The sequence below is a fragment of the Caballeronia ptereochthonis genome, assembly GCF_001545075.1.
Lineage (GTDB): Bacteria > Pseudomonadota > Gammaproteobacteria > Burkholderiales > Burkholderiaceae > Caballeronia > Caballeronia ptereochthonis.
Window position 1 is genome coordinate 35012 of sequence record NZ_FCOB02000033.1, and the last position, 23122, is coordinate 58133.

The window sequence follows — 23122 nt, forward strand, 5'->3', positions numbered from 1 at the left end:
TATGTTGTATCGCTTTCCCTTGCTGCGCGTGGCCGCAGCCGCGTGCGTGGTGGGCTCGGTGATGTCGGGCGTGCCCGCGCACGCCGGCGTCTTCGACGACAACGAAGCGCGCAAAGCCGTGCTCGACCTGCGCACGAAGACTGATAGCCTGTCCAATCAGTTGCAGGCCGCGCAACGCACGATCCTCGATCAGTCGAACCGTCTCGACCAGCTCAACCAGCAGGTCGCCACGCTTCGCGGCCAGAACGAGGATCTGACCAACCAGGTCACGACGCTGCAGAAGCAGCAGAAGGACTATTACGCCGATCTCGACGCGCGCTTGAAGAAGTTCGAGCCGCAACAAGAGACGGTCGACGGCATGACCGGTTCGGTGCAGCCCGGCGAGACGGAAGCGTTCAACGCAGCGTCGACTCAATTCCGCAACGGTGACTACAAGAACGCCGCGGCGTCCTTCAAGGCGTTCGTGGCGAAGTACCCGCAGAGCCCGTATCAGCCGACGGCGCAGTACTGGCTCGGCAATGCGCTGTACGCTCAGCGCGACTACAAGGGATCGACTGCGATCTGGCAGAACCTGGTGAAGAGCTACCCGACGCATCCGCGAGCGCCCGAAGCGTTGCTCGCGATCGCGAACAACCAGATCGAGCAAGGTCAGAAAGCTGCTGCGAAGCAGACGCTTCAGCAGATCATCTCGCAGTACTCCGGTACGGAAGTCGCGCAGACCGCGCAGAGCAAGCTGTCACAGGTGAAGTAAGCGAAGCTTCCGACGCTTCTTTTGAGCTTCGCGCCTCTCGAGGGGAATGCCCGCGGGCCGTGATGCCGCGGGCGTTTTTCTGGCGCTTCGGATTGAATTTCCGGCTCATCCGTTGACAAAATCGGATGCTGCCAATTATAATTTTGCCTCTTTCGGGTCGTTAGCTCAGCTGGTAGAGCAGCGGACTTTTAATCCGTTGGTCACTGGTTCGAATCCAGTACGGCCTACCAAAAGATTCAAGCAAAAAGCCCAGTCATTGCGACTGGGCTTTTTCTTTTCGCGCACGCGCCACACGCCCCCGATCCCTCGGTCACTGCTCCAGCAACTTCAGGCGCGGCGTCAGTTCCAGCTCGGCGACGGCCTCGAACATCTCATTCGCTTCGTTAAACGAACGATCCGCCTCGGCCTTGCGTTTCCTGTAGTTCAGATGCTTGCCCAGCGCCGCGATGTACACGATTGCGCCGGCCAATGCCCAAGGCCAGGCGACATACGCCATGAACACCAGGATCGTCCCCCAGAAGGCATAGGGCCACAGCTTCGGCTTGCGTGGCGCCGAACGCAAGGCCACGCCGATTCTCGCAAGCGCCGTTTCCATTCCTTCGACGGCGCCCTCCCGCTCTTGGAGTCGCGCTTCGATCTCGTAGACGGCGCGCATCGTCTTTTCCTTCGATGGCAGCGACAACGATCCGATATCGGTCAGCAAACCGATCGCCTCGTTGATTTGCGCGAACGACGGCGCAAGCGCCACAAAAAGCTGCTCATGCTCCGGCAGCCGCATCGCCTTGCGGACGTCCGGGCGGCTCACGCACACCCCGTGCGAGAAAAAATATCGCTGAATCGCGCGCGATGTCCGGCTCCTGAGTTTTTCCAGGAATTCCTCGTTGGCCTGTTCTCGTTTGCTCATGGTTTTCGCTCCTCGCTCCTCGACATACCCCGACGCCTCACCGATCGGGCGCGGCTATTCTTTCCGCTTCTGTCGGACAACGTCACCAGAACAATCTGAAACCCCGGCTTCTCCTGCCGCCGAATCAAGACACAATCTGTCCCGATCCTCCCTATAATCGAAACCGACACTCTCCTCACCCGGCTCCCATGACCTCCAGCCTCGACGAAGCCATCCTCCGCGTGCTGCCCACCGAAAGGGACGCGACCGCCTGGCTCTCCACGCCCGAGATCCGCCAGCGTCTCGAAGAGCGTGGTCATCGCGTGGGCTACACGAAGAAAGTGCAGCGTCACCTCACGGCGCTCGAAGCCGACGCGCGCGTCGTCTCGATGATCAACGGCCGCGAGCTTCTCTGGCAGCGCAAGCCCTGGCTGCACGGCTTGCAGGAAGGCGTCGGACTGATGAGCGCATCGGAAGCGGTCGCCTTCCACATCCTTCAGCGCTTCGCGGGCAACAAGCTGCCGAACGCCGTGACGCGCGACATCGATCCGCTCTTCAAGGCGGCCGAGTCGCGGCTGTCGCAGGAGAAGGCCGACAGCCGCATCTATCGCGCATGGGCGGACAAGATCGATTCCGTCGATGGTGCCTTCACGCTGATTCGCCCGAAGCTGCGCCCCGAGATCTTCCAGGCCGTCGCGACCGCGACGTTCTTCGAGCGCGAACTGCTCGTGCAATACCGCCCCGCCTACAAGGGCGAACAGGGCGACGATCCGAAGACGAAAACCCTCTGGCCGCTCGCGCTCGTCGAATCGGCCGGCGTGATGTACATGGTCGCGCAGGACCCCAACCGCGCGCCGCGCCCCGAAAAAGGCGAAAAGGAATGGATGCGCACGCTCTACCGGCTCGATCGCGTCCGCTCGGTGACGGAGTCGGGCGCGTCCTTCACGTACCCGGAGGACTTCAAGCTGCGCAAATACATCGAGACACAGCAGGTGTTCGACTTCCTGCCCGAGCCGCCGGTGCGCCTCGAACTCGCCTTCGATGGCAACGCGGGCAATCAGCTGCGCGAGTCGCCGATGTCGAAGGATCAGCAGATCGACGCGCTTCCCGACGGCCGCATGAAGGTCTCCGGCACCGTGACGCCGAGTCTAAAGTTGCGCTGGTGGCTGCGCGCACTGGGCGCGGGCGTCGAAATTCTCGCGCCGCAAGCCTTGCGCGACGAATTCGCCGAGGACTATCGAAAGCTCGCGAATCGCTATCGCGAAGGGAACCCGCAATGAGCGACGAAGCGACTCTCGCGCAGGCAGCCGAATGGCTCCGCGATGCCGACGCCCTGCTGATCACCGCGGGCGCGGGCATGGGCGTCGACTCCGGATTGCCGGATTTTCGCGGCCCGGAAGGCTTCTGGCGCGCCTATCCGGCGCTGCGGCAGCACGGATTTTCGTTCGAGGAGATGGCCAACCCGGAAGGCTTCGTGCGTCATCCGAAGCTCGCGTGGGGTTTTTACGGGCATCGGCTCGCACTGTATCGCGCGACCGAACCGCACGAGGGCTTTCACGTGCTGAGGCGCTGGGCGGCGCGCATGCGGCATGGCGCGTTCGTCTTCACGAGCAATGTCGACGGACAGTTCCAGCGCGCCGGCTTCGCGCCCGAGCGCGTCGCCGAATGTCACGGCGCGATCGACGCGCTGCAATGCATCGACGCCTGCACGAACGACATCTGGTCCGCGGACGGCTTCACTCCGATCGTCGACGCGAAGCGATGCGAGCTCGTCAACGCGCCGCCGCGCTGCCCGCACTGCCATGCGCTCGCGCGTCCGAACATCCTCATGTTCGGCGACTGGAACTGGATCGACACGCGCTCCGCGCAGCAGGAGCGAAGGCTCGCCGCGTGGCTGCATGGCGTCGAAAATCTGGTGGTCGTCGAGCTCGGCGCGGGGCGTGCGCTGCCCACCGTGAGGCGCTTCAGCGAGCGCAACGGGCCGCGCGTCGTGCGCATCAATCCGCGCGAGCATGCCATTGCGCCGAGCGTCGGGGTCGGCATCGCGGGCGGCGCGCGGGAATCGCTGCTGCGCCTCGATGCCGTGCTGCATGCCTGAAGCGCGTCAGCCCATATAGCGCACGTTGACCTGCGGCCCGAACACTTCGCGCACGATATCGACCAGGTGATCGTGGTGGCTCAGAAAGATCACCTGCGTGCGCTTCGCGATGTGCGCGAGCACGCGCAGGCCGGCGCGCGCGCGGCCGTCGTCGAAGTTGATGAAGAGATCGTCGGCCACGAACGGCAGCGACGAAGCCTTCTCGCCGTGCTCCTCCAGCGCCGCGAGCCGCAGCGCGAGATACAGCTGATCGCGCGTGCCTTCGCTCATCCCGGCGATCTCCACGTGCTCGCCGCTCGCGCGGATCGCCGAGAGCGCCATCGGCTGACGGTCGTAATCGACGACGAGGCGCGAGAAGTTGCCGAGCGTGAGTTCCGCGAAGATCGTGCTCGCGCGCGACAGCATCGGCCCCTGCCGGCGCTCGCGGTAGCGGTCGATCGCCCACTTGAGCAGCGTCGAGGCCGTCTCGACCTTCACGAAGCGCTCGGCGGCATCGGCCATCGCGGCAAGCGCTTCCTGGCGCTTCGCTTCGGCGCGCGCGGCGTTGGCTTCGCCGGAAATGGCCGCGAGCTCGCGGCGCGCGGCATCGAGCCCGGTCGCGATCTCGCTCGCCGTTTTCACCGAATCCGTCAGCGCCGCGCCGATCCGCGAAAGCTCGGCCTCGACGATCGGCATGTCCGCGCCCTCCACTTCCTCGACGAGTTCGTCGAGCGTCAGGCCGTCGCCGCCCTTGATGAGTGCGGCGCGCGCATCGTCCACGGCGGCAAGCAGCGCGCGTTTCTTCTGCGATTGACCGATCAGCACCGCGAGCACGTCCGGCGTGTCGACGCCCGCCAGCTCATAGAGCGGCCGCAGTGCCGCTTTCGCTTCCTCGACCTCGGCCTTCGCGCGGCTCACCTGTTCGGTCGCCAACGCGTGCTCTTCTTTCAGGCGCTCCAGTTCGGCATGCGCGGCGCTCGCGCGATCGAGCCGTGCCGACAGCTCCGTCGCGATTCGCTGCGCGCCGAGCGCGGCGAGCGGTTCATCGAGTTCGCGCGCGAGTTGCGACGCGTCGGCTTCGAGCGCGGCGAGCGCCGCGCGCATCACATCGATCTGGCCGGTGCGAATGGCCTCGACCTGAGCCAGTTGCTCGCCGATCTTCTTCGCGATGCCGATCGCCGCTTCGGCCGCCGCCTGCGAATCCGCGGCTGACGCAAGGCCCGCCTTCGCAATCGCCGACGACCAATCGCCTTGCCAGCGTTCGAAGGCCTCGCGCGCAGCCTTCGCCGCGCCCTGCCGCGCGATGCGTTCGGCTTGCGCTTCGTCGAGCTGCGCGCCCATCGTGCGTCGCGTGACCGTCGCCTCGTCGATGGCGGCGATGTGCGCTTCGGCACGGTCGCACAGCGTGTCGAAGCTGGCTTGCGCGCCGATCGCGGCGCCTGCTTCCGCGAGATGCCGCGCGAGTTCGTCGCGCCGCGCGGCGGCCTCGGCGGATTCGCGCGCGAGTTCGCCGGTACGCGCGTCGAGCGATTGCGCCGCTGCCAGCACCTTCTCGCGCGACGCGATCCACGACGGCGCGTCGTCGAGCGGCATGCCTTCGATCCGCGACTGCGCGGCGAGCGAGCGCCAGGCTTCGTCGAATTCGGTCAACGCCGCTTCGGCTTCGCGCACGCGCTCGTCGCGCCGCGCGACGGCCGACTCCTCGTTCGCGACGCGCCGTTTGAGTGCCGCGAGCTGCGTCGCCCGACCGACCGAGCCGAGCTGACGATCGGCCAGCCCGTCGGCCGCGTGCATGGCGGTTTCGAAACCGGAAGCGCCGTCAGCCAGCGCGACGTCGCCGGTCCTGATCGCGCTCCATGCGGCGTCTCGCGCGGCGCGTGCATCGCGCACCTGATCGCCCGTCACGACATCGTGCGTTTGAACCAAATCGTCGAGTTCGGTTTGCGCCGTGCGCAGATCGTCTTTGGCTTCTCTCGCCCGATCGGCCGCGAGCGTCACCCGCGACGACAGTTCCTGCCGTTCGGCGCGCAGCGCGGCGATGCGCTCGGCTGCGGGAAGCGTCATCGCCTTCAATTCGGCGACCGGCCGGGTCCATTGCCCGAGCGATGCCAATCCCGCTTCGAGCGCCTGTTCCGCATCACGCTTCGCGTCTTCGAGGCGCCGCTGCTCCACACTCGTATCGCGATACTTCTGCGCTGCACGCAACGCCGTGCGCAGACCCGGCGGAACGTCGCCGACGGCGATCGCCGCGAGCCTTGCCTTCAGCGCATCGACCTGCGCGACGCATTCGTCGGCCGCCTGCTCCGCATTGCGGGCCGCGAGCTCCAGTTCGCCACGTTCGAGCATCAGGCTCGTGACGGTCTGGAGCGCGAGCGCCCCCGGCAGCGCGCGGCGCGCGCCCGCCTCGTCCTGCGGCCAGCCGAGTTGCGCGCCGTCCTGCGCGACCTGCCGCAGGCGCACGGCGACTTCCTGTTCGAGCCGCGCGATATCGCTCGCGTGGTTCGCGCACCGCTGCCGCGCGGCTTCGAGCGCACGAATGCGCGCCTGCGCCGCCAGCACCGCATGATCGATCCGGACCGCGCTCGCGTCCGACTGCAAGCGCTCTGCCTTCTCCGCATGCAGGTCGAGCGCGCGTTGAGCGGACGCAAGCCGCGTCAGCGCGCTTTGCAGCGTCGCTTCGGCGTTCGCGGGCAGATCGACGACATCGCCCAGTTCGCGCAATTCGGCCGCCTTCTCGCGCCACACGTTCAGATATGGCGCCACGCGCCTCACGCGTTCGAGCTTGCCGCGCCGCGCTTCCAGCTCCGCGCGGCGCAGGTCCTGCTCGCGGCTCCGCTCCTCGGCTTCTTCCACGGCGCCGTGCGCGCGACGCCACTGCGCCGTCCTCACGCTCGCCGTCTTCAGTTCGGCGGTGGCGTCGTCGTACTGCCTGAGACCGATGTAGTACGCGCGATCGCCCGATTTGCGCTTCGACCACAGCCGATCGGCTTCGTCCGCGAGACGCTGGCGCACGTCGCCGAGGCTCGCGATGCCCGCCGCCGACTGAAACAGCACCTGCCCGACATCGCTCGATGCATCCAGAATGCTCTGGCCGCCGCGAATCAGCGCGGTGTGATCGAGGCAGTACATCTGCTCGAAGAAGCTCTTGTCGGCCGCGCCGAGAAACGGTGCGAGCGCGTCGGCGGGAAGCGCGTCGCCATTCGGCGCGGACAACGACGACTTGCGGCTCTTCGTGCGATGGAACGCGAGCGTCTCGCTGTCTTTTTCGATCGATGCGCCGAGCCGCAAGTCGCTCTGCGGATGCACGAACGCGAGCGGCGAGCTATGCGGCATGCCGAAGAGCAGTTCGGAGATCGCGTTCCTGATGGTCGACTTGCCGGCCTCGTTCGGACCGACGACGAAGTGAAAGTCATGCTCCGCCGCGGGAAACTCGACCGCGTGATCGGTGAATTTGCCGTACCGGATGAGTTCCAGCTTGCCGATGCGCATTGCTTACTCCGCGTCCGCCAGTTGCGCGATCAGACCGGAGCGCACTTCGCTCACCAGTTTCGCGAGTTCCCCGTTGCGCACGTGCTCGAGCTCGGGCACCGACTTCTGCAACTCGCTCGGCGCCTGCGTCGCCAGCGCGATCAGTCTTTCCTTCAGCATGCTCAGAAACTCCGGGTCGGACTCGGCTTCGATCAAAAGGCCATGCAGATCGGCGAGTGCGTCCGTGCGGCCGGATGCGGGCTCGCTGTGCGCGAGCGGCTCCGTCGCGATCCTCACTTTTTCGAGCCAGAGCCGGTCGTGGCTGATGGCCGCGATCTGCGCGAGCACTTCCGCGCGCAGTTGCGCTTCCAGCCCGAACAGCTCGCCGTGCGCCTGCGTCGCGCCGGTGATCGTCACGCGCACGGCGTGCGGCACGGGCGACGCCGCCGCGTCGACGAGCGCTTCGAGCGCGCGCCCGACGGCAAGCGCGACGTCATCGAGCGTGCTCGCCTGCGATGCGTCCACCGTTACGGATTCCCAGCGCAACACGTCGATGAAAAGGCGCTCGACGCTCACCGCTTCCGTGTCGGACACCGTCACGATCACCGCGCCGCGCCTGCCCGTCTCGCGGATGTTGCGCCCTTGCAGATTGCCCGGAAACACGATGGTCGACGCTTCCTGCCAGATCGCGTAGTCGTGCACATGGCCGAGCGCCCAGTACTGGTATTCCTTCGCGTGCAGCTCCGCGACGGAGCAAGGCGCGTAGCTCGCGTGCATCGAGCCGCCTTCGAGCGCGGTATGCAGCACGCCGATGTTGAAATAGCCCGCGACCGGCGGCGGATACGCGGTGACGAGATTCGTCGTGACGGCCTTCTCCTTGAAGCTGTGGCCATGCAACGCGACCTTGAGCCCGTCGATGCGAAAGGTCTGCGGCTTTCTCGCCGAGAACGTGTGGACGTTGTCCGGCAACTGCAGCTGGCTCGTCATTTCGCTTTCGGCGTCGTGGTTGCCGAACAGCACGTAGACCGGAATGCCCGCGCGGCGCAGGCGTCCCATTTCGCGGCAGAAGAAGATGCCCGTGTTGTGGTCGCGCCAGGTGCCGTCGTAGAGATCGCCCGCGATCACCATGAAATCGACCTGCTCGTCCTCCGCGACGGAAACGAGCCTCGAGAACGCTTCGCGCGAGGCGTTGCGCAGCATGTCGGCGGGCGCGTCCGCGTAGGCGGCAAGGCCGTGCAAGGGGCTGTCCAGATGGATGTCCGCCGCGTGAATGAAGCGCATGCGCTGTCTCCGTTGAGGTGTCCTGCTGCCCCGCATCGACGGGGACGACGATCATAGCAGCCGACCCGGGCACATCGTGTCTCAATCGACGATGCGCATTCGGGACGCGATATGTCCCGCGCCGCTCGCAGAATCGGTCATCCGGATTCAACGCGACACGAGGACGACGATGAACGAAACACTCGAGCGAGACGCCACGATCACGAGCCCTTATACCGCGAGAAACGTCGATGCCGCGATCAGGCATCTGGAGCGTGTCCTGTCGGCGGAAGGGGCGAATTCGATGTTCGGCCAGACCTACTGGCGCACGCGCGTGCGCCAGGTGAGTGCGACGCGCGGCCTGCAGCGCGAGCAGCGCGCGAGACTGGAACGGTTGATGAAATTGCTCGCGGAAGTCGGCTGCGCTCAGCCTTGCGAGCGCTGAACCGCCTGCGCGAGTGCGACGAATTCCGCGACCGGCACTTCCTCCGCGCGGCGCGCCAGATCGAAGCCGAGCGCATCGAAATCGATCCTGTCGCGGTACGCGCTCAGATTGTTGCGCAGCACCTTGCGACGCTGCGCGAACGCGGCCTTCACGACGTCCGACAGCACGGTTTCGTCGACTTCCGGCAGCTCGTGCGGTGCGAACGGAATCATGCGCACGATCGCGGAGTTCACCTTCGGCGGCGGCTGGAACGACTCGGGCGGCACGTCGATCAGCTTGTCCATCACGTAGCGGTATTGCAGCATCACCGACAAACGACCGTAGTCCTTGCTCGCGGGCTCGGCGATCATGCGCTCGACCACTTCGTCCTGCAGCATGAAGTGCTGGTCGATCACCTTGGGCGCGAACGTCGTCAGGTGAAAGAGCAGCGGGCTCGAAATGTTGTACGGCAGATTGCCGACGATGCGCAGGGTCGGCTTGTCTCCTTCGAGCGCGAGCGCGCCGAAATCGAAGTCGAGCGCATCGGCGGAATGCACGACGAGCAGTTCGCCGAAGCGCTTTTCCAGCCGCCCGATCAGGTCGCGGTCCAGTTCGACCGCATGCAGCGGCGATTCGGGCGTGGCCACGCGCCCGATCAGCGGCTCGGTGAGCGCCGCGAGCCCCGGCCCGATCTCGACCATGCGCTCGCCGCGCTTCGGCGCGATCGCATCGACGATCGAATCGATCACGCCCTGATCGACGAGAAAATTCTGCCCGAAGCGCTTGCGCGCGAAATGGCCTTGATGTTTGGTCGGCATACTCGTTTGAATGAAGCGGTCGCGGCGGCGATTCACGCCGCGCGCTTGTGGCGCGCCATCGTGACGGCAGCGTCGATCGCGGCGATCATGCTGCCCGGGTCGGCACGGCCGGTGCCCGCGAGATCGAGCGCCGTGCCGTGATCGACCGACGTGCGGATGATCGGCAAGCCGAGCGTCACGTTGATGCCCTCGCCGAAAGTCGCGTATTTCAGCACCGGCAGGCCCTGATCGTGGAACATCGCGAGCACGCAGTCGGCGTCTTTCAGATAGCGCGGCTGGAAGAGCGTATCGGCAGGATACGGACCCGGCGCGTCGATGCCGAGCGCGCGGGCGCGTTCGAGCGCCGGTGTGATGACGTCGATTTCCTCGCGGCCCAGATAGCCGTTTTCGCCCGCGTGCGGATTGAGCCCGGTCACGAGAATGCGCGGCCCGGACAGGCCGAAATGCGCGCGTAGATCGTGATCGATGATGGTGAGCGTTTCGACGAGGCCGTCGACGGTGAGCGCGGCGGAAACGTCCTTGAGCGGCAGATGCGTGGTCGCGAGCGCGACGCGCAACGGCTTCTCGCTCGAACCCGCGAGCATCATGACGACGCGCGGCGTGTTCGTGCGCTCCGCGAGATATTCGGTGTGGCCGGTGAAAGGCACGCCGGCGTCGTTGATCGTGCTCTTCTGCAGCGGCGCGGTGACGATGGCGTCGAAGCGGCCGGAAACGGCGCCGTCGATGGCGGCATCGAGCAGGCCGAGCACGTAGCGCCCGTTGGCGGCATCGAGCTTGCCCGGCACGGCGGGAACGGCCAGCGCGTGATGTTCGATCTCGATGGAACCGCCCACCTCAGGCCAGCCCGCGCCGGCGCGCGCTTCGAGCAGGGAACGGTCGCCGAGCACGGTGAAGTGCGCGGACGGCCAGCGCTCGCGCGCGTGCCGGAGCGCCGCCGCCGTCAGTTCCGGACCGACGCCGGCCGGCTCGCCAGTCGTGATGGCGATGGCGAGCGGTCGGGCGTCGGCGGTGTTCATGAGCGTGCGGCGGAGCTTACTGCGACTGGGCAGCGATGCCCTTGTACTGCACGTACGCGGTGTCGCGCAGTTCGCGCAGCCAGTCGGAATAGGCCTGCTCGGCCTTGCGCTGACCGATCGCCTGACGCGCGATGTCGAGCTGCTGCGTAGCCGACCCTTCCGCGTCGCGGCGGCCCAGCACCTGAATCAGGTGATAGCCGTACTCGCTTCGCACCGGATCGCTGACGGCGCCGTCCTGAAGATTGTTCATCGCGCGCTCGAACTCGGGCACGGTTTCGCCCGGGCTGATCCAGCCGAGATCGCCGCCCTGCGACGCCGAGCCGTCCTGCGAATAGGTGCGCGCGAAATTGGCGAAGTCGCCGCCCGCGAGCACTTGCTGCTTGATGTCGAGCAGCTTCTGGCGCGCGGCCTGCTCCGACATGCCGTCCGAGACGCGCAGCAGAATGTGGCGCACGTGCGTCTGCACGAGCTTGGGCGCGTCGGCCGGCGTACCCTGGCTCGCGCGGCGATCCACGAGCTTGACGATCTCGAAGCCGCCGCTCGTGCGCAGCAAAGTAGGCGCGACCTGGCCCGGACGCAGCGTCGAGACCGCGGTCACGATGCCCGACGGCAGCGAGCCCGGCGTGCGAAAGCCCAGATCGCCGCCCTTGCCTGCGTCGGTATCCTGGGAGTTGTCTTTCGCGAGCTTCGTGAAGTCGTCGCCGTTCAGCGCCTGCTTGAGCACGGCGTCGGCCTTGCCCTGCACCGCCGCCACCTCGGACTGGGGCGCGTCCTGCGCGACCTTGAACATGATGTGCTGCAGACGCAGATCGCTCGTATTGCGCGCGCCCGGCCCGCGCTGGCTGGCGATGTAGTTCGCCACCTCGCCGTCCGACACGGTGATCTTGCTGTCGACTTCCTTCTCGCGCAGCTTCGAGAGCGTGAGTTCGGTGCGGGCGTCGCGCATGAAGGTGGACCAGGGTACGCCCTGCGCCTCGATGCGCGAGCGGTAGACGTCGAGCGTCATCTGGTTCTGCTGCGCGAGACGTGCGAGCGTGCGGTTCACGGTGGCGTCGTCGATGTTGATGCCGTCATCCTTCGCCTTCTGGAGCTGGATGCGCTCGAGCACCATCTGATCGAGCACCTGCCGCTGCATCTGGTCCGCGGGCGGCACCGGCGCCTTCTGCTGCTGAAGGCGCTTGACGATCAGCGCCGTGCGGTCCTCCAGTTCGCGCTGGGTGATGACACCATCGTTCACCACGGCGACGACGGAATCGGCGACCTGCGCATTGCGGCTCGACAACGCCTGCGCGCCGGCGGGCGTATTCAGTATCAACACGGCAGCGAGCGCGCCCGCTGCGATTGCCGTCGATCGAAACAATTTCACGTTTGCCACAGATACTCCATCAAATACCAGCTTCACCCGTTCGTGTGCTGCGTGTGTGTGCTACCTGAGCGCGGCGATCAGCGCCGCCGTTCACTACGTGTTCTTCGATGCCGCGCCGGAACGTCCGTTCCGGCTTCACTCGTAATCGCTGAAGCGGGCGAGCGGCGGCGCCGGCGGCGGCGGCGACTGATACCCCTGGACACTCGCGCGGAACGCGCTGACGAGGCCGTTGTCGACGTTCGACAAGCCCTTGAAGGTCAGCTGCGCGAGCACGCGCGTGCCCGACGAAGGCTGGCCGCTGGTATTCACGCCGTTGGCGTAACGCTGCATGCCGAAGCCGAACGCCCAGCAGTCCGCATCGTACTGGAAGCCCACGAGCCCGTCGACGAGACGATGGCTCGCGAGATCATAATTGACGCGGCCGACGGCGTAGAGGCGGTTCGTGAGCGGCCATTCGCCGGACACCAGAATCTGGTTGATCGGCTCGTTCACCAGAGTGGTCTGGTTCGAGCGCGTGTACCGGTAGCCGACGTTGATCACCTTGCGTTCGGCGGGGCTGAACGCGAAACCGACGCTCGAGCGCACGAGCTGGTTATTGTCCACATTATATTGGAACGCCGTTTCCGAGGCGAAACCAGCGCCCAGCTTGATCGCCGCGCCCGCGATCAGATCCGAGTGCTTCGCCTGGCTGATCGGCTGGTCCGGCGAGATGGTGACGCGCTGGCTCTGGAAATAATACTGTTGCGCGATGACGAAACGCGCACGCTCGTCGCCCGTCGCCGGGTTGATGAAGCGCGTCGTGAGGCCGGCGGTCAGGCGGTTCGCGTCGGCGATCCGGTCGTTGCCGACGAAGGTGTTCGGCGTGTAGATCTCGGCGAGGCCGAAGTCGGCTTCGGCGGTATCGAAGATCGGCGCGAAGTCCTGATTGTGGTACGGCGTGTAGACGTAGTAGAGCCGCGGCTCCAGCGTCTGGATGTAGTCCTGGCCGAAGAGCCGCACCGAGCGGTCGAACACGAGCCCCGTGTCGAAGCTGATGGTCGGAATCGACTCGGTGAAGTTCTTGGGCTGCCCCGTCACGGGCGGCGACGAACCCGCGACCTGACTGGTGGCGATGTGGCTCAGGTCGTACGACGCGAAGTGCCATTGCACCTTCGGCGTGACGAAATAGCCCGGCGCATTGATCCCGTAGCTGAGGTAGGGATTGAAGTACAGCCGGTTGCCGTCGGTCGCGCCTTCGGTGGTGATCGTGAAGCGCGTGGCGTCCAGTTCCGCGCCGTAGTCGAAGCCGCCGACGTTGTACTTGTTGTACTGAACGTTCACCTGCGGCTCGCGCGCGTACGGCGGAACCGACGGCTGCAGCGTCTGCCAGCGCTGCTCGCGGGCGAGCACCGACCACGGGCCGTTGTTGTACGTGAGCCCGGCCTCCTGCTGATACAGGAGCTGCGTGCCGTTCAGGAACTGGTTCGACGCGTTGCCCAGGTCTTCCGGATACTGATCGTCCGAAACCTTGTTGTAATTGACGTAACCGCCGAAGCCGTTGCCGAAGTTCTGGCGATGCTGCCAGAAGATCGCATAGCGGTTCGTGTGCGTCTCGCGGTCGTTCGGCAGGAAGTCGCCGGTGAACGAGCCCGAATACGTCGGCGACAGGTAGCGGTACGTCGCTTCCCCGAGCACGCCGCGCCGCGTCATGATGCGCGGCGTGACCGTCAGATCGCGGTTCGGCGCGATATTGAAGTAGTACGGGATCGTCGCTTCGAAGCCGGTCGTCGAGCTGAGCGAGAACGTCGGCGGCAGGAGGCCGCTGCGGCGGTCGCCCGTCAGCGGAAACGACAGCCACGGACTCCCGAACACCGGCACGCCCTGGAAGAACAGCACGCCGTTGTGCGCGACGCCTTCCTCGGCGCCCGTATCGAAATCGAACGACGAGCCCTTGATGTACCACGCCGGATCGGTCTCGCACTGACAGGCCGTGTACGTGCCGTGATCGACGCGCGCGCGCTCGTTGTCGATCATGTCGACACGTTCGGCGCTGCCCGAGCCGCCCGTCAGGTTGAAGTGGTACTTCGGGTTCGTCATGAACCCTTCGTTCGCCTCCACTTTCAGGTGCGCTTCCGGACCGATGAACGATACGCCGTTGTTGATCAGCCTGACATTGCCGAAAGCATCGGCCATGTCCGTGTCCTGATCGTAGTGCAGCGCGTCGGCCTTGATGACCGTCACCGTGCGCCGCACCTCGGCCGAGCCCTTGGCCGCCATGTCCTCATCGGACGTGCCGGTGGCCTTGTCGCTCAGCAGGAACGTCGAGGGCTGCTGGCCGCCCTGCAACGGGCGCTCCTCGAGCTGGGGCGCGAAACGAAGGCTTTCGGGGCCGTCGAGCGGCGCGACGCTGGACGCGGCACCGACGAGCTGCGCATGCGCGAGAGCGGGCATCAGGCCCGGAACGGATAGGAGCGCGACGACGAGCCGCCGCCTGCGTGGCTGAGCGTCGCCTTGGATTTTCGATACTGGAAACTGTCGTGGCGGCATGTATGGGTGGCGGTTCGATCCCGTTCGCATCCCACGCGCTCGATGCCGCCGGGCAGGCGGCCGCGCCCTTGCCGCAGTCGAACTTGACGGTCCGTTGCTAAGCAGGGACGACACTCGATCGAACGGTAACGCTCACAGTCGTCGGGGCCTGGCGCCAGGCGTGAAACGGATCGCTTAAAAAAGTCGTGGGGTATTATATGGCAAGATGTTTCGCCCCTCGAATTTATGACGCACATTCCTTCCGACGCCCGCCTGGATCAGCTCCGCACGTGGCTTCAAACCTTCGCCGGGCGCTACCGCCTGGACGTCGCCAGTCTCGCCCCCGCCTCCGCCGACGCAAGCTTTCGCCGCTATTTCCGGCTGGAGGGCGATTCGGAGTTCGGTAGAACGCTCATCGCCGTCGATGCGCCGCCGCCGGAAAAATGCCGCGAATTCGTGCAGGTCGCCGGGCTGCTGGAGGCGGCGAACGTGCACGTGCCGAAGATTCTGGAAACCGATTTCGACGCCGGTTTCATGCTCGTGACCGATCTCGGCACGACCACTTACATTTCCGTGCTCGACGAGAAAAACGCGCGGCCGCTGATGCGCGCAGCCGTCGACTCCTTGATCCGCTTCCAGCAAACCGCGCGCGAAGGCGTCCTGCCGCCGTTCGACGAGGCGTTCCTGCGCCGCGAGATGGAACTGCTGCCCGAGTGGTTCATCGGCCGCCATCTGGGCCGCGACGTCACCGCCGAGGAGCGCAAGACCCTCGACGAGACCTTCACGCTGCTCGTCCGGAGCGCGCTCGCGCAGCCGCAGACCTTCATGCTGCGCGATTACATGCCGCGCAATCTGATGGTATGCGAGCCGAATCCCGGCGTGCTCGACTTTCAGGACGCGGTGTACGGCCCGATCACCTACGACATGGCGTCGCTGATGCGCGACGCGTTCATCAGCTGGGAAGAAGAATTTCAGCTCGACTGCATCGCGTACTACTGGGAGCGTGCCAGGAAAGCGGGACTACCCGTCGATGCGGATTTCGGCGAGTTCTACCGCCAGCTCGAATGGATGGGCCTGCAGCGGCACATCAAGGTGCTCGGGCTGTTCGCGCGCATCCACTATCGCGACGGCAAGCCGCGCTATCTGGCCGATCTGCCGCGCTTCATCGGCTATGCGCGCAAGGTCGCGGAGCGCTACGCGCCGCTGTGGCCGTTCGCGCGCCTGCTCGATTCGCTGGAAGGCCGGGCGGTCGAAGTCGGCTACACGTTCTGATCGTCCGGTACCGCATGACTCACTCAATCAAGACGGCGATGATCTTCGCCGCCGGTCGCGGCGAACGCATGCGCCCGCTCACCGATACGTGCCCGAAACCGTTGCTCGAAGTGGGCGGAAAGCCGCTCATCGTCTGGCAGATCGAGCGCCTCGCGGCGGCGGGCGTCGCGACGATCGTCATCAATCACGCGTGGCTCGGCGAGCAGATCGAAGCCGCGCTCGGCGACGGCGCGCGCTGGGGCGTCGCCCTGCGCTACTCGCCCGAAACCGAGGCGCTGGAAACCGCGGGCGGCATTGCGCAGGCGCTGCATCTGATCGGGGATGGCGTGTTCATCGCGGTGAGCGGCGACGTCTTCTGCGATTTCGACTACGCCGCGTTGCGCGAGCGCGCCGCCGCGCTCGCCTCGCGTGATCTGCCCGGCATGCATCTCGTGATGGTGCCGAATCCGCCGTTTCATCCCAGAGGCGATTTCGCGCTCGAGAACGGCGCGCTCGCACTCGACGGCGCGCCGCGGTTCACCTTCGGCAACATCGGCCTCTACGACACGCGCATGTTCCGCAATCTCGCCCCCGGCACGCGCCGCGCGCTCACGCCCTACTACCGCGAGACCATCGCGGCCGGGCGCGCGAGCGGCGAACTCTACGAGGGCCGCTGGGAAAACGTCGGCACGCCTGCGCAGCTTCAGGCCCTCGACGAAGAACTGCGCACGGCCTGAGCGCCCGGGATTGGGACGCATCCGATGGTAAAATGCGCGGTTCTCCCGCCTTTTCCAGCCGCAAGCCGCAGCCGATACCGCCATCATGTCCGATACCCGTCCCGATACCCTCTTTGCGCTCACCGCGCTCTCGCCGCTCGACGGCCGCTACGCCGCCAAGACCGAAGCCCTGCGCGACTGGCTCTCCGAAGCCGCGTTCATGCGCCATCGCGTGACGGTCGAGATTCACTGGCTGATCGCGCTGTCGCGCGCGGGCTTCGCCGAAGTGCCGCGCTTCTCCGAAGCATCCGAGCAGTTCCTGCTGAGCCTCGCCGAGCGCTTCACCGCGCATGACGCGGCGCGCATCAAGGAGATCGAGCGCGTCACGAACCACGACGTGAAGGCCGTCGAATACTGGCTCAAGGAATCGGTGAAGGGCCAGACCGAACTGGAGCGCGCGAGCGAGTTCATCCACTTCGCCTGCACGTCTGAGGATATCAACAACACGTCGCACGGCCTGATGCTCGCCGGCGCCCGCGCGCACGTGATCCTGCCCGCGCTGCGCTCGGTGCACGAGCGGCTCGTCAAGCTCGCGCACGCGCACGCCGAACAGCCGATGCTCTCGCGCACGCACGGCCAGCCCGCCAGCCCGACCACGCTCGGCAAGGAAATCGCCAACGTCGCGGCGCGCCTGTCGCGCGCGATCGAGCGCATCGCCCACGTGCCGCTGCTCGGCAAGATGAACGGCGCGGTGGGCAACTACAACGCGCATCTGTCGGCGTATCCGGAGTTCGACTGGGAAGCGTTCTCGAAGGACGTCGTCGAGAATCGCCTGAAGCTCACGTTCAACCCGTACACGATCCAGATCGAGCCGCACGACTACATGGCCGAACTGTTCGACGCCGTCGCGCGCGCCAACACGATCCTGCTCGACCTCGACCGCGACGTGTGGGGCTACATCTCGCTCGGCTACTTCAAGCAGAGGACGAAGGCGGGCGAAATCGGCTCGTCGACGATGCCGCACAAGGTCAACCCGATCGACTTCGAGAACTCCGAAGGCAACCTGGGCCTCGCGAACGCGACGCTGCGCCATCTCGCCGACAAGCTGCCCGTCTCGCGCTGGCAGCGCGACCTGACCGATTCGACCGTGCTGCGCAACATCGGCGTGGCGTTCGGCTATTCGCTGCTCGCCTACGACGCGCTCATCCGCGGCCTCGACAAGCTCGAAGTCAACGCGGCGCGCCTGAACGAAGACCTCGACAACTGCTGGGAAGTGCTCGCCGAGCCGGTGCAGACGGTGATGCGCCGTTACGGCATCGAGAATCCGTACGAGCAATTGAAAGAGCTGACGCGGGGCAAGGGCATCACGCGCGAGGCGCTGCAGACGTTCATCGGCGGCCTGGCGATTCCCGCCGACGCGAAGAAGCTGCTGCTGGAGATGACGCCGGCCTCGTACATCGGCAAGGCCGTGGAGCTCGCGAAGCGCATCGCCTGACGCTCCGTGTCGCCGCAATGACAAAGGCCCACGTCGCAAGACGTGGGCCTTTGTTTTACTGAAGCTCGCGAATTCAGCGCGTCTTCAGTTTCTCGATCACGATTTCGACGATTTCCTCGGGCGTATGCTCGATGCTCACGGTGATCGCCTCGTCCGCACCCGGCGGCTCGAGCGTGTCGAGCTGGCTCTGCAGCAGCGACGGATCGAAGAAATGGCCGCTACGCGTCGCGAGACGCTCGTGCAGGACTTCGAACGTGCCCTCCAGATAGACGAAGCACACGTCCTTGTCGCCGCCGCGCAGCACGTCGCGATAGGAGCGCTTGAGCGACGAGCAGGTGAACACCGCCTGCTCGCCCGCGCGCTGCCGCTCCTCGATCGCGGCGCGAATCGTCTTGAGCCACGGCCAGCGGTCCTCGTCCGTCAGAGGGATGCCCTTGTGCATCTTCTCCTTGTTCGCGGCGCTGTGAAACGCGTCGCCGTCGGTGAACGAGCAATGCAGGCGTTCCGCCAGCATCTCGCCGATGCGGGTCTTGCCGGCGCCCGACACGCCCATCGCGATCAGAATCATCGAAGTCTCCTTACACGACCGCCGCAAGCGCGAAGGTCAAACCGAGTCCCATCAGGGAAATGATGGTTTCGAGCAACGACCAGGTCTTGAACGTCTGTCCGACCGTCATCCCGAAATACTCTTTGATCAGCCAGAAGCCGCCATCGTTCACATGCGAGAAGATCAGCGAGCCGGAGCCGGTGGCGAGCACCAGCAATTCCGGGCTCGTGTGGCCGCCCGCAGCGGCGGCGATCGGCGCGACGATGCCGCACGCGGTCGTCATCGCGACGGTGGCCGAGCCGGTGGCCAGGCGAATCAGCGCGGCGACGAACCAGCCGAGCAGAAGCGGCGACAGATTCGCGGACGATGCGGTCGCGACGATCTGCTGCGAAATGCCGCTGTCGCGCAGAACCTGGCCGAAGCCGCCGCCCGCGCCGACGATCAGCGTGATGCCCGCGATCGGCATCAGGCACTCGCCGCAGAACTTCTGGATTTGCTCGCGGTTGAAGCCCTGCTTCGCGCCGAAGGTCCAGAAGCTGACCAGCACGGCGATCAGAAGCGCCATATCCGACTGGCCGACGAAGCGCAACAGATCGTTGGGCAGCGTCTTCGGCGTGAAGACCAGATCCGCCCAGCTTCCGACCAGCATCAGAATGACCGGCAGCAGGATGGTGAACAGCGTGATGCCGAAGCTCGGCAGAGCGCGCGTTTTCTGGGTGTCGCCGTGCTTTTCGGTGAACTGGTCGGAGAGCGCGTTGGTGTCCGGCAGCTTGATGTATTTGTGGATCAGCAGCGCGAACAACGGACCGGCGACGATCGCGCACGGCACGCCGACGATCAGGCCATAGGCGATCGTCCTGCCGATATCCGCGTGATACGCCTGCACGGCGAGGAGCGCTGCCGGGTGCGGCGGAATCAGGCCGTGCACGACCGAGAGGCCCGCGACCATCGGCAGACCGATCAGCAGCAGCGACTTGCCGGTGCGCTTGGCGACGTTGAACGCGATCGGAATCAGCAGCACGAAGCCGACTTCGAAGAACACCGGCAAGCCGACGATGATCGCGACGACCATCATCGCCCAGTGGATGTTCTTCTCGCCGAACAGATTGATCAGCGTATTGGCGATGCGCTCCGCGCCGCCCGATTCGGCCATCATCTTGCCGAGCATCGTGCCGAGACCCACGACCACGGCAATGTGGCCGAGGGTGTTGCCGTTGCCGGTTTCGAACGACTTGACGATTTTGTCCATCGGCATGCCGACCGCAAGCGCGAGCAGCACGGACACGATCATGAGGACGAGGAACGGATAGACCTTGTAGCGCGCGATCATCAGGATCAGAACCGCGATCGCGATCACCGCGTAGAGCAACAGCATGCTCCCGTGGACGGCTGGCATGGCGCCTCCTTGGATATTGTTGAGGTTGTTTTTTGCGCTATGCATGCGTTTGCCGTCGCTGCACTGCACACATCGGGCAATGTCCGGCAAGCGCGCACAGGGCGCTGGGCAACGGAATTTTACTTGTTAGCGGGGGATTTGGCCGGGGAGACGCTGCTCTTTTAGTGTCTTTCCCTATGCGCGATGCCGGATGTTCTGCGGGAAAACGCTAAGGATAACCAATCTTCCCGGCAGGCGATTGACGCGCGCAAGCGGCATGACCCGGTTGCGCGCCTTTCGAATACGACTTTTACTGGTGCGGCGCCAGCTCGCTCGCGGCGCGCGCGAGACGGGTGACTTCTTCCCAGTTCTGCGCGGCGAGCGCGGCTTTCGGCGTGAGCCACGAACCGCCGACGCACACCACGTTCGGCTGCGCGAGGAAGCTCGACGCGGTTTCGGCCGTGATCCCGCCCGTCGGGCAGAATTTCAGGTTCGGGAACGGTCCGTAGAACGCTTGCAGCATCGGAATGCCGCCCGCCTGCTGCGCCGGGAAGAACTTGACGATCTCGTAGCCCAGCTCCATCGCGGCGATGATGTCGCTCGGCGTCATCACGCCCGGCAGAAGCGGCAATCCGGCGTCCTGGGCCGCCTTGTGCATGTCTTTCGTGAGGCCGGGCGACACGCCGAACTGCGCGCCCGCCTTCTTCGCCTGCGCGCAATGCTCGGGTTTCGTGATCGTGCCCACGCCGACGACGATATCGTCCGCCAGCTGGCTCGCACGCTCGATCGCGCCGATGCCCGCCGCCGTGCGCAGCGTGATCTCCAGCACCTTCACGCCGCCCGCATGCAGCGCGCGCGAGACGTGTTCTCCCTGCTCGACCGAATCGAAGGCCAGCACAGGGATCACCGGTCCCAGACGCACGATTTCGCTTACCGTTTTCATTTGATGCGACTCCTGGTTTTTGTGCGGCGCCCTTTGAATTTACGGGTCTGTCCGCGGGTTTCTCTCAGGTTCGAGCGGTTCGCCGCTCGTCTCGACATTCAGTGATGCGTGGCGTGCGCCTTGTTCAGCGCCGATGCCGCGGCGCGAGCGTTATCGCGAAGCGCATGCCGCTCCTGCGAGGCCGCGCCGCCGTTCGCCTGCGCGGCAGTCGCGCCGATCAGCGCACCGAACACCGACGCGCCCTCTTCCGCCGGCAGCGCCGCACTGCGGAACACGCCGAACAGCTCGCGCCCGAAGCCGACTTCGTTCTCCGCCTGGTACAGCGGCGCCTCCACTTCGCGCGCATCCCATTCCTTGGCGTCGATCTCGATGTCGAGCACGCCCGCGGGCGCATCGATCACGAGCATGTCGCCGGTGCGCACCTTGCCGAGCGGCCCTTGCAGCAGCGCTTCGGGCGACACGTGAATCACGGCCGGCACCTTGCCCGACGCACCCGACATGCGCCCGTCCGTGACGAGCGCGACATGGAAGCCCTGATCCTGCAACACGCCGAGCAGCGGCGTCAATCGATGCAGTTCCGGCATGCCGTTCGCCCGCGCGCCCTGGAAGCGCACGACGGCGACGAAATCGCGCTTCAACTCGCCCTTGTCGAAGGCTTCCTGCACCTCTTCCTGTGAATTGAAGACGATGGCCGGCGCCTTCACCACGCGATGCTCCGGCGCGACCGCTGAAATCTTGATGACGCCGCGCCCGAGCTTGCCCTGCATCAGGCGCAGGCCGCCGTCCGGCTGGAACGGCTCGCCGATGCCGCGCAGCACCTTGGTGTCATGGCTTTCCTGCGCGCCGTCGACCCATTGCAGCTTGCCGTCGATGAGCTTCGGCTCCTTCGTGTAATGCGACAGCCCACGGCCGGCGACGGTCTGCACGTCCTCATGCAGCAGCCCGCCTTCGAGCAGATTGCGCACGAGGAACGCGACGCCGCCCGCCGCGTGGAAGTGATTCACGTCGGCCTTGCCGTTCGGGTAGATCTTCGCGAGCAGCGGCACGGCTTGCGACAGTTCGTCGAAATCGTTCCAGTCGATCACGATGCCCGCCGCCCGCGCGATCGCCACGAGATGCAGCGTGTGGTTGGTCGAGCCGCCCGTCGCGAGCAGCGCGACGATACCGTTCACGACCGCCTTTTCATCGACGACATGACCGATCGGCGTGTAGTTGCCGCGCTCGTGCGTCAGGTCCAGCACGCGGCGCGCGGCCTCGGCCGTGAGCGCATCGCGCAGCGGCGTGTGCGGATGCACGAACGCCGAGCTCGGCAGATGCAGGCCCATTATTTCCATCAGCATCTGGTTGCTGTTGGCCGTGCCGTAGAACGTGCACGTGCCGTGGGCGTGGTACGCGGCCGCCTCCGCTTCGAGCAGCGCGCCGCGATCACACTTGCCGGTCGCGAATTCCTGGCGCACTTTCGCCTTCTCGTCGTTGGTGAGGCCGCTCGTCATCGGGCCGGCGGGCACGAAGATGGTCGGCAGATGGCCAAATTGCAGCGCGCCGATGGCGAGCCCCGGCACGATCTTGTCGCACACGCCCAGGCACAGCGCCGCGTCAAACATGTTGTGCGTGAGCGCGACGGCCGTGCTCATCGCGATGACTTCGCGCGAGAAGAGCGACAGCTCCATGCCGGCATTGCCTTGCGTGATGCCGTCGCACATGGCGGGCACGCCGCCCGCGAACTGCGCGATGCCGCCATGCTCGCGCGCCGCCTGCTTGATGATGTCCGGAAAGCTCTTGTACGGCGCGTGCGCGGAAAGCATTTCGTTGTAGGACGACACGATGCCGATGTTCGGCTCGCGCACCGCCTTGATCGCGAACTTTTCCTGGCCTTCCAGTCCGGCGAAGCCGTGCGCCAGATTCGCGCAGGAGAGCGCGCCGCGCGCGGGAAACATGCCTTGAGCGGCGGCGATGCGCGCGAGATAGGCCGAACGCGTCGGCTTGCTGCGCTCGATGATGCGGTCGGTGACTTTCTTGAGTTGCGAATGCGGGGAAACCATCGATGCTCCTTGTCTCACTCCCGGCGCGCCTGCCGTCGAGGTTTGGGTTTTGAATCGCGAGGAACGGCGGTTGAGTCGTTGTAGTGTCTTTCTGCCGATGCGCAGAATATTAGTAGAAAAACTACACGATGACAACGAGGTTTGACGGCCTTATTGTTAAGCAGCCGCCTACCGTCGCGCCCTTT

At 65.7% G+C, this 23122-nt stretch carries 18 protein-coding genes and 1 tRNA gene; 8 read left to right on the top strand and 11 right to left on the bottom strand.

The genetic code is table 11. The features are described 5' to 3' along the window. The first annotated feature begins 1 nt into the window (after position 1). Together ybgF and AWB83_RS28385 are read left to right on the top strand one after the other, a co-directional pair. Complete coding sequence (gene ybgF / locus AWB83_RS28380; RefSeq protein WP_087048950.1) at positions 2 to 751, top strand: tol-pal system protein YbgF; 750 nt, start codon at positions 2 to 4, stop codon at positions 749 to 751. Between the two features lie 154 nt (positions 752 to 905). Next, positions 906 to 981: transfer RNA gene (locus AWB83_RS28385), tRNA-Lys, on the top strand. An 80-nt stretch (positions 982 to 1061) separates the two neighbouring features. On the opposite strand, the gene AWB83_RS28390 is transcribed toward AWB83_RS28385, so the two are convergent. Continuing rightward, positions 1062 to 1655, bottom strand: a complete 594-nt coding sequence (locus AWB83_RS28390) for a hypothetical protein (protein WP_143750120.1) — start codon at positions 1653 to 1655, stop codon at positions 1062 to 1064. Positions 1656 to 1843: 188 nt separating this feature from the next. Between AWB83_RS28390 and AWB83_RS28395 the strand changes: the two genes are divergently transcribed. Beyond that, positions 1844 to 2914 carry a helix-turn-helix transcriptional regulator gene (locus AWB83_RS28395; RefSeq protein WP_087048952.1) on the top strand — a complete coding sequence of 357 codons (1071 nt, stop codon included), beginning with the start codon at positions 1844 to 1846 and terminating at the stop codon, positions 2912 to 2914. Beyond that, positions 2911 to 3732, top strand: coding sequence for an SIR2 family NAD-dependent protein deacylase (locus AWB83_RS28400; protein WP_244197919.1), 822 nt, complete (start codon positions 2911 to 2913; stop codon positions 3730 to 3732). The genes AWB83_RS28395 and AWB83_RS28400 overlap by 4 nt, the downstream gene beginning before the upstream one ends. Positions 3733 to 3738: 6 nt before the next feature. Here AWB83_RS28400 and AWB83_RS28405 read toward each other — a convergent pair whose 3' ends face one another. Together AWB83_RS28405 and AWB83_RS28410 are read right to left on the bottom strand one after the other, a co-directional pair. After that, entirely contained in the window at positions 3739 to 7200 is a 3462-nt protein-coding gene (locus tag AWB83_RS28405; protein WP_087048953.1) for an ATP-binding protein, read from the bottom strand. Between the two features lie 3 nt (positions 7201 to 7203). Continuing rightward, positions 7204 to 8460, bottom strand: a complete 1257-nt coding sequence (locus tag AWB83_RS28410; protein ID WP_087048954.1) for a metallophosphoesterase family protein — start codon at positions 8458 to 8460, stop codon at positions 7204 to 7206. A 169-nt stretch (positions 8461 to 8629) separates the two neighbouring features. Between AWB83_RS28410 and AWB83_RS28415 the strand changes: the two genes are divergently transcribed. Continuing rightward, positions 8630 to 8884, top strand: a complete 255-nt coding sequence (locus AWB83_RS28415; protein ID WP_087048991.1) for a hypothetical protein — start codon at positions 8630 to 8632, stop codon at positions 8882 to 8884. Here the strand turns inward: AWB83_RS28415 and rsmA are convergent. From rsmA to AWB83_RS28435, 4 genes are all read right to left on the bottom strand, one after another. After that, complete coding sequence (gene rsmA, locus AWB83_RS28420; protein WP_087048955.1) at positions 8866 to 9681, bottom strand: 16S rRNA (adenine(1518)-N(6)/adenine(1519)-N(6))-dimethyltransferase RsmA; 816 nt, start codon at positions 9679 to 9681, stop codon at positions 8866 to 8868. The genes AWB83_RS28415 and rsmA overlap by 19 nt on opposite strands. 32 nt (positions 9682 to 9713) lie before the next feature. Continuing rightward, entirely contained in the window at positions 9714 to 10697 is a 984-nt protein-coding gene (gene pdxA / locus AWB83_RS28425) for a 4-hydroxythreonine-4-phosphate dehydrogenase PdxA (RefSeq protein WP_087048956.1), read from the bottom strand. Between the two features lie 16 nt (positions 10698 to 10713). Next, positions 10714 to 12057, bottom strand: a complete 1344-nt coding sequence (locus tag AWB83_RS28430; RefSeq protein ID WP_374729148.1) for a peptidylprolyl isomerase — start codon at positions 12055 to 12057, stop codon at positions 10714 to 10716. A gap of 141 nt (positions 12058 to 12198) precedes the next feature. Further along, complete coding sequence (locus AWB83_RS28435) at positions 12199 to 14589, bottom strand: LPS-assembly protein LptD (protein WP_087048958.1); 2391 nt, start codon at positions 14587 to 14589, stop codon at positions 12199 to 12201. 225 nt (positions 14590 to 14814) lie between these two features. Here AWB83_RS28435 and AWB83_RS28440 point away from each other — a divergent pair, with 225 nt between their 5' ends. The 3 genes from AWB83_RS28440 to purB all read left to right on the top strand — a co-directional run bounded on the left by AWB83_RS28440 (position 14815) and on the right by purB (position 18030). Then, positions 14815 to 15840 (top strand): aminoglycoside phosphotransferase family protein, encoded by a 1026-nt coding sequence (locus AWB83_RS28440; protein ID WP_087048959.1) that lies wholly within the window; start codon positions 14815 to 14817, stop codon positions 15838 to 15840. A 14-nt stretch (positions 15841 to 15854) separates the two neighbouring features. Beyond that, positions 15855 to 16556 (top strand): N-acetylmuramate alpha-1-phosphate uridylyltransferase MurU, encoded by a 702-nt coding sequence (gene murU / locus AWB83_RS28445; RefSeq protein ID WP_087048960.1) that lies wholly within the window; start codon positions 15855 to 15857, stop codon positions 16554 to 16556. A gap of 85 nt (positions 16557 to 16641) precedes the next feature. Further along, positions 16642 to 18030, top strand: a complete 1389-nt coding sequence (purB, locus tag AWB83_RS28450) for an adenylosuccinate lyase (protein ID WP_087048961.1) — start codon at positions 16642 to 16644, stop codon at positions 18028 to 18030. 73 nt (positions 18031 to 18103) lie between these two features. Here purB and AWB83_RS28455 read toward each other — a convergent pair whose 3' ends face one another. The 4 genes from AWB83_RS28455 to edd all read right to left on the bottom strand — a co-directional run bounded on the left by AWB83_RS28455 (position 18104) and on the right by edd (position 22937). Continuing rightward, positions 18104 to 18598, bottom strand: a complete 495-nt coding sequence (locus AWB83_RS28455) for a gluconokinase (RefSeq protein WP_087048962.1) — start codon at positions 18596 to 18598, stop codon at positions 18104 to 18106. Between the two features lie 10 nt (positions 18599 to 18608). Beyond that, the gene (locus tag AWB83_RS28460; RefSeq protein WP_087048963.1) at positions 18609 to 19973 is read right to left on the bottom strand and encodes a GntP family permease; all 1365 of its coding nucleotides are present in this window, start codon (positions 19971 to 19973) and stop codon (positions 18609 to 18611) included. A gap of 289 nt (positions 19974 to 20262) precedes the next feature. After that, positions 20263 to 20895, bottom strand: coding sequence for a bifunctional 4-hydroxy-2-oxoglutarate aldolase/2-dehydro-3-deoxy-phosphogluconate aldolase (eda, locus tag AWB83_RS28465; protein ID WP_087048964.1), 633 nt, complete (start codon positions 20893 to 20895; stop codon positions 20263 to 20265). Positions 20896 to 20993: 98 nt separating this feature from the next. Beyond that, a complete protein-coding gene (gene edd, locus AWB83_RS28470; protein ID WP_087048965.1) occupies positions 20994 to 22937 on the bottom strand; it encodes a phosphogluconate dehydratase in 1944 nt (647 codons plus the stop codon). Positions 22938 to 23122: the final 185 nt, after the last annotated feature.

Bases quoted from the DNA above. Each gene is read 5' to 3' on its own strand.
- AWB83_RS28410 (WP_087048954.1), bottom strand. From the start codon at position 8,460: ATGCGCTTCATTCACGCGGCGGACATCCATCTGGACAGCCCCTTGCAC.
- AWB83_RS28405 (WP_087048953.1), bottom strand. From the start codon at position 7,200: ATGCGCATCGGCAAGCTGGAACTCATCCGGTACGGCAAATTCACCGAT.
- AWB83_RS28460 (WP_087048963.1), bottom strand. From the start codon at position 19,973: ATGCCAGCCGTCCACGGGAGCATGCTGTTGCTCTACGCGGTGATCGCG.
- eda (WP_087048964.1), bottom strand. From the start codon at position 20,895: ATGAAAACGGTAAGCGAAATCGTGCGTCTGGGACCGGTGATCCCTGTG.
- purB (WP_087048961.1), top strand. From the start codon at position 16,642: ATGTCCGATACCCGTCCCGATACCCTCTTTGCGCTCACCGCGCTCTCG.
- AWB83_RS28435 (WP_087048958.1), bottom strand. From the start codon at position 14,589: ATGCCGCCACGACAGTTTCCAGTATCGAAAATCCAAGGCGACGCTCAG.
- ybgF (WP_087048950.1), top strand. From the start codon at position 2: ATGTTGTATCGCTTTCCCTTGCTGCGCGTGGCCGCAGCCGCGTGCGTG.
- AWB83_RS28390 (WP_143750120.1), bottom strand. From the start codon at position 1,655: ATGAGCAAACGAGAACAGGCCAACGAGGAATTCCTGGAAAAACTCAGG.
- AWB83_RS28440 (WP_087048959.1), top strand. From the start codon at position 14,815: ATGACGCACATTCCTTCCGACGCCCGCCTGGATCAGCTCCGCACGTGG.
- AWB83_RS28455 (WP_087048962.1), bottom strand. From the start codon at position 18,598: ATGATTCTGATCGCGATGGGCGTGTCGGGCGCCGGCAAGACCCGCATC.
- AWB83_RS28400 (WP_244197919.1), top strand. From the start codon at position 2,911: ATGAGCGACGAAGCGACTCTCGCGCAGGCAGCCGAATGGCTCCGCGAT.
- pdxA (WP_087048956.1), bottom strand. From the start codon at position 10,697: ATGAACACCGCCGACGCCCGACCGCTCGCCATCGCCATCACGACTGGC.
- edd (WP_087048965.1), bottom strand. From the start codon at position 22,937: ATGGTTTCCCCGCATTCGCAACTCAAGAAAGTCACCGACCGCATCATC.
- murU (WP_087048960.1), top strand. From the start codon at position 15,855: ATGACTCACTCAATCAAGACGGCGATGATCTTCGCCGCCGGTCGCGGC.
- AWB83_RS28395 (WP_087048952.1), top strand. From the start codon at position 1,844: ATGACCTCCAGCCTCGACGAAGCCATCCTCCGCGTGCTGCCCACCGAA.
- rsmA (WP_087048955.1), bottom strand. From the start codon at position 9,681: ATGCCGACCAAACATCAAGGCCATTTCGCGCGCAAGCGCTTCGGGCAG.
- AWB83_RS28415 (WP_087048991.1), top strand. From the start codon at position 8,630: ATGAACGAAACACTCGAGCGAGACGCCACGATCACGAGCCCTTATACC.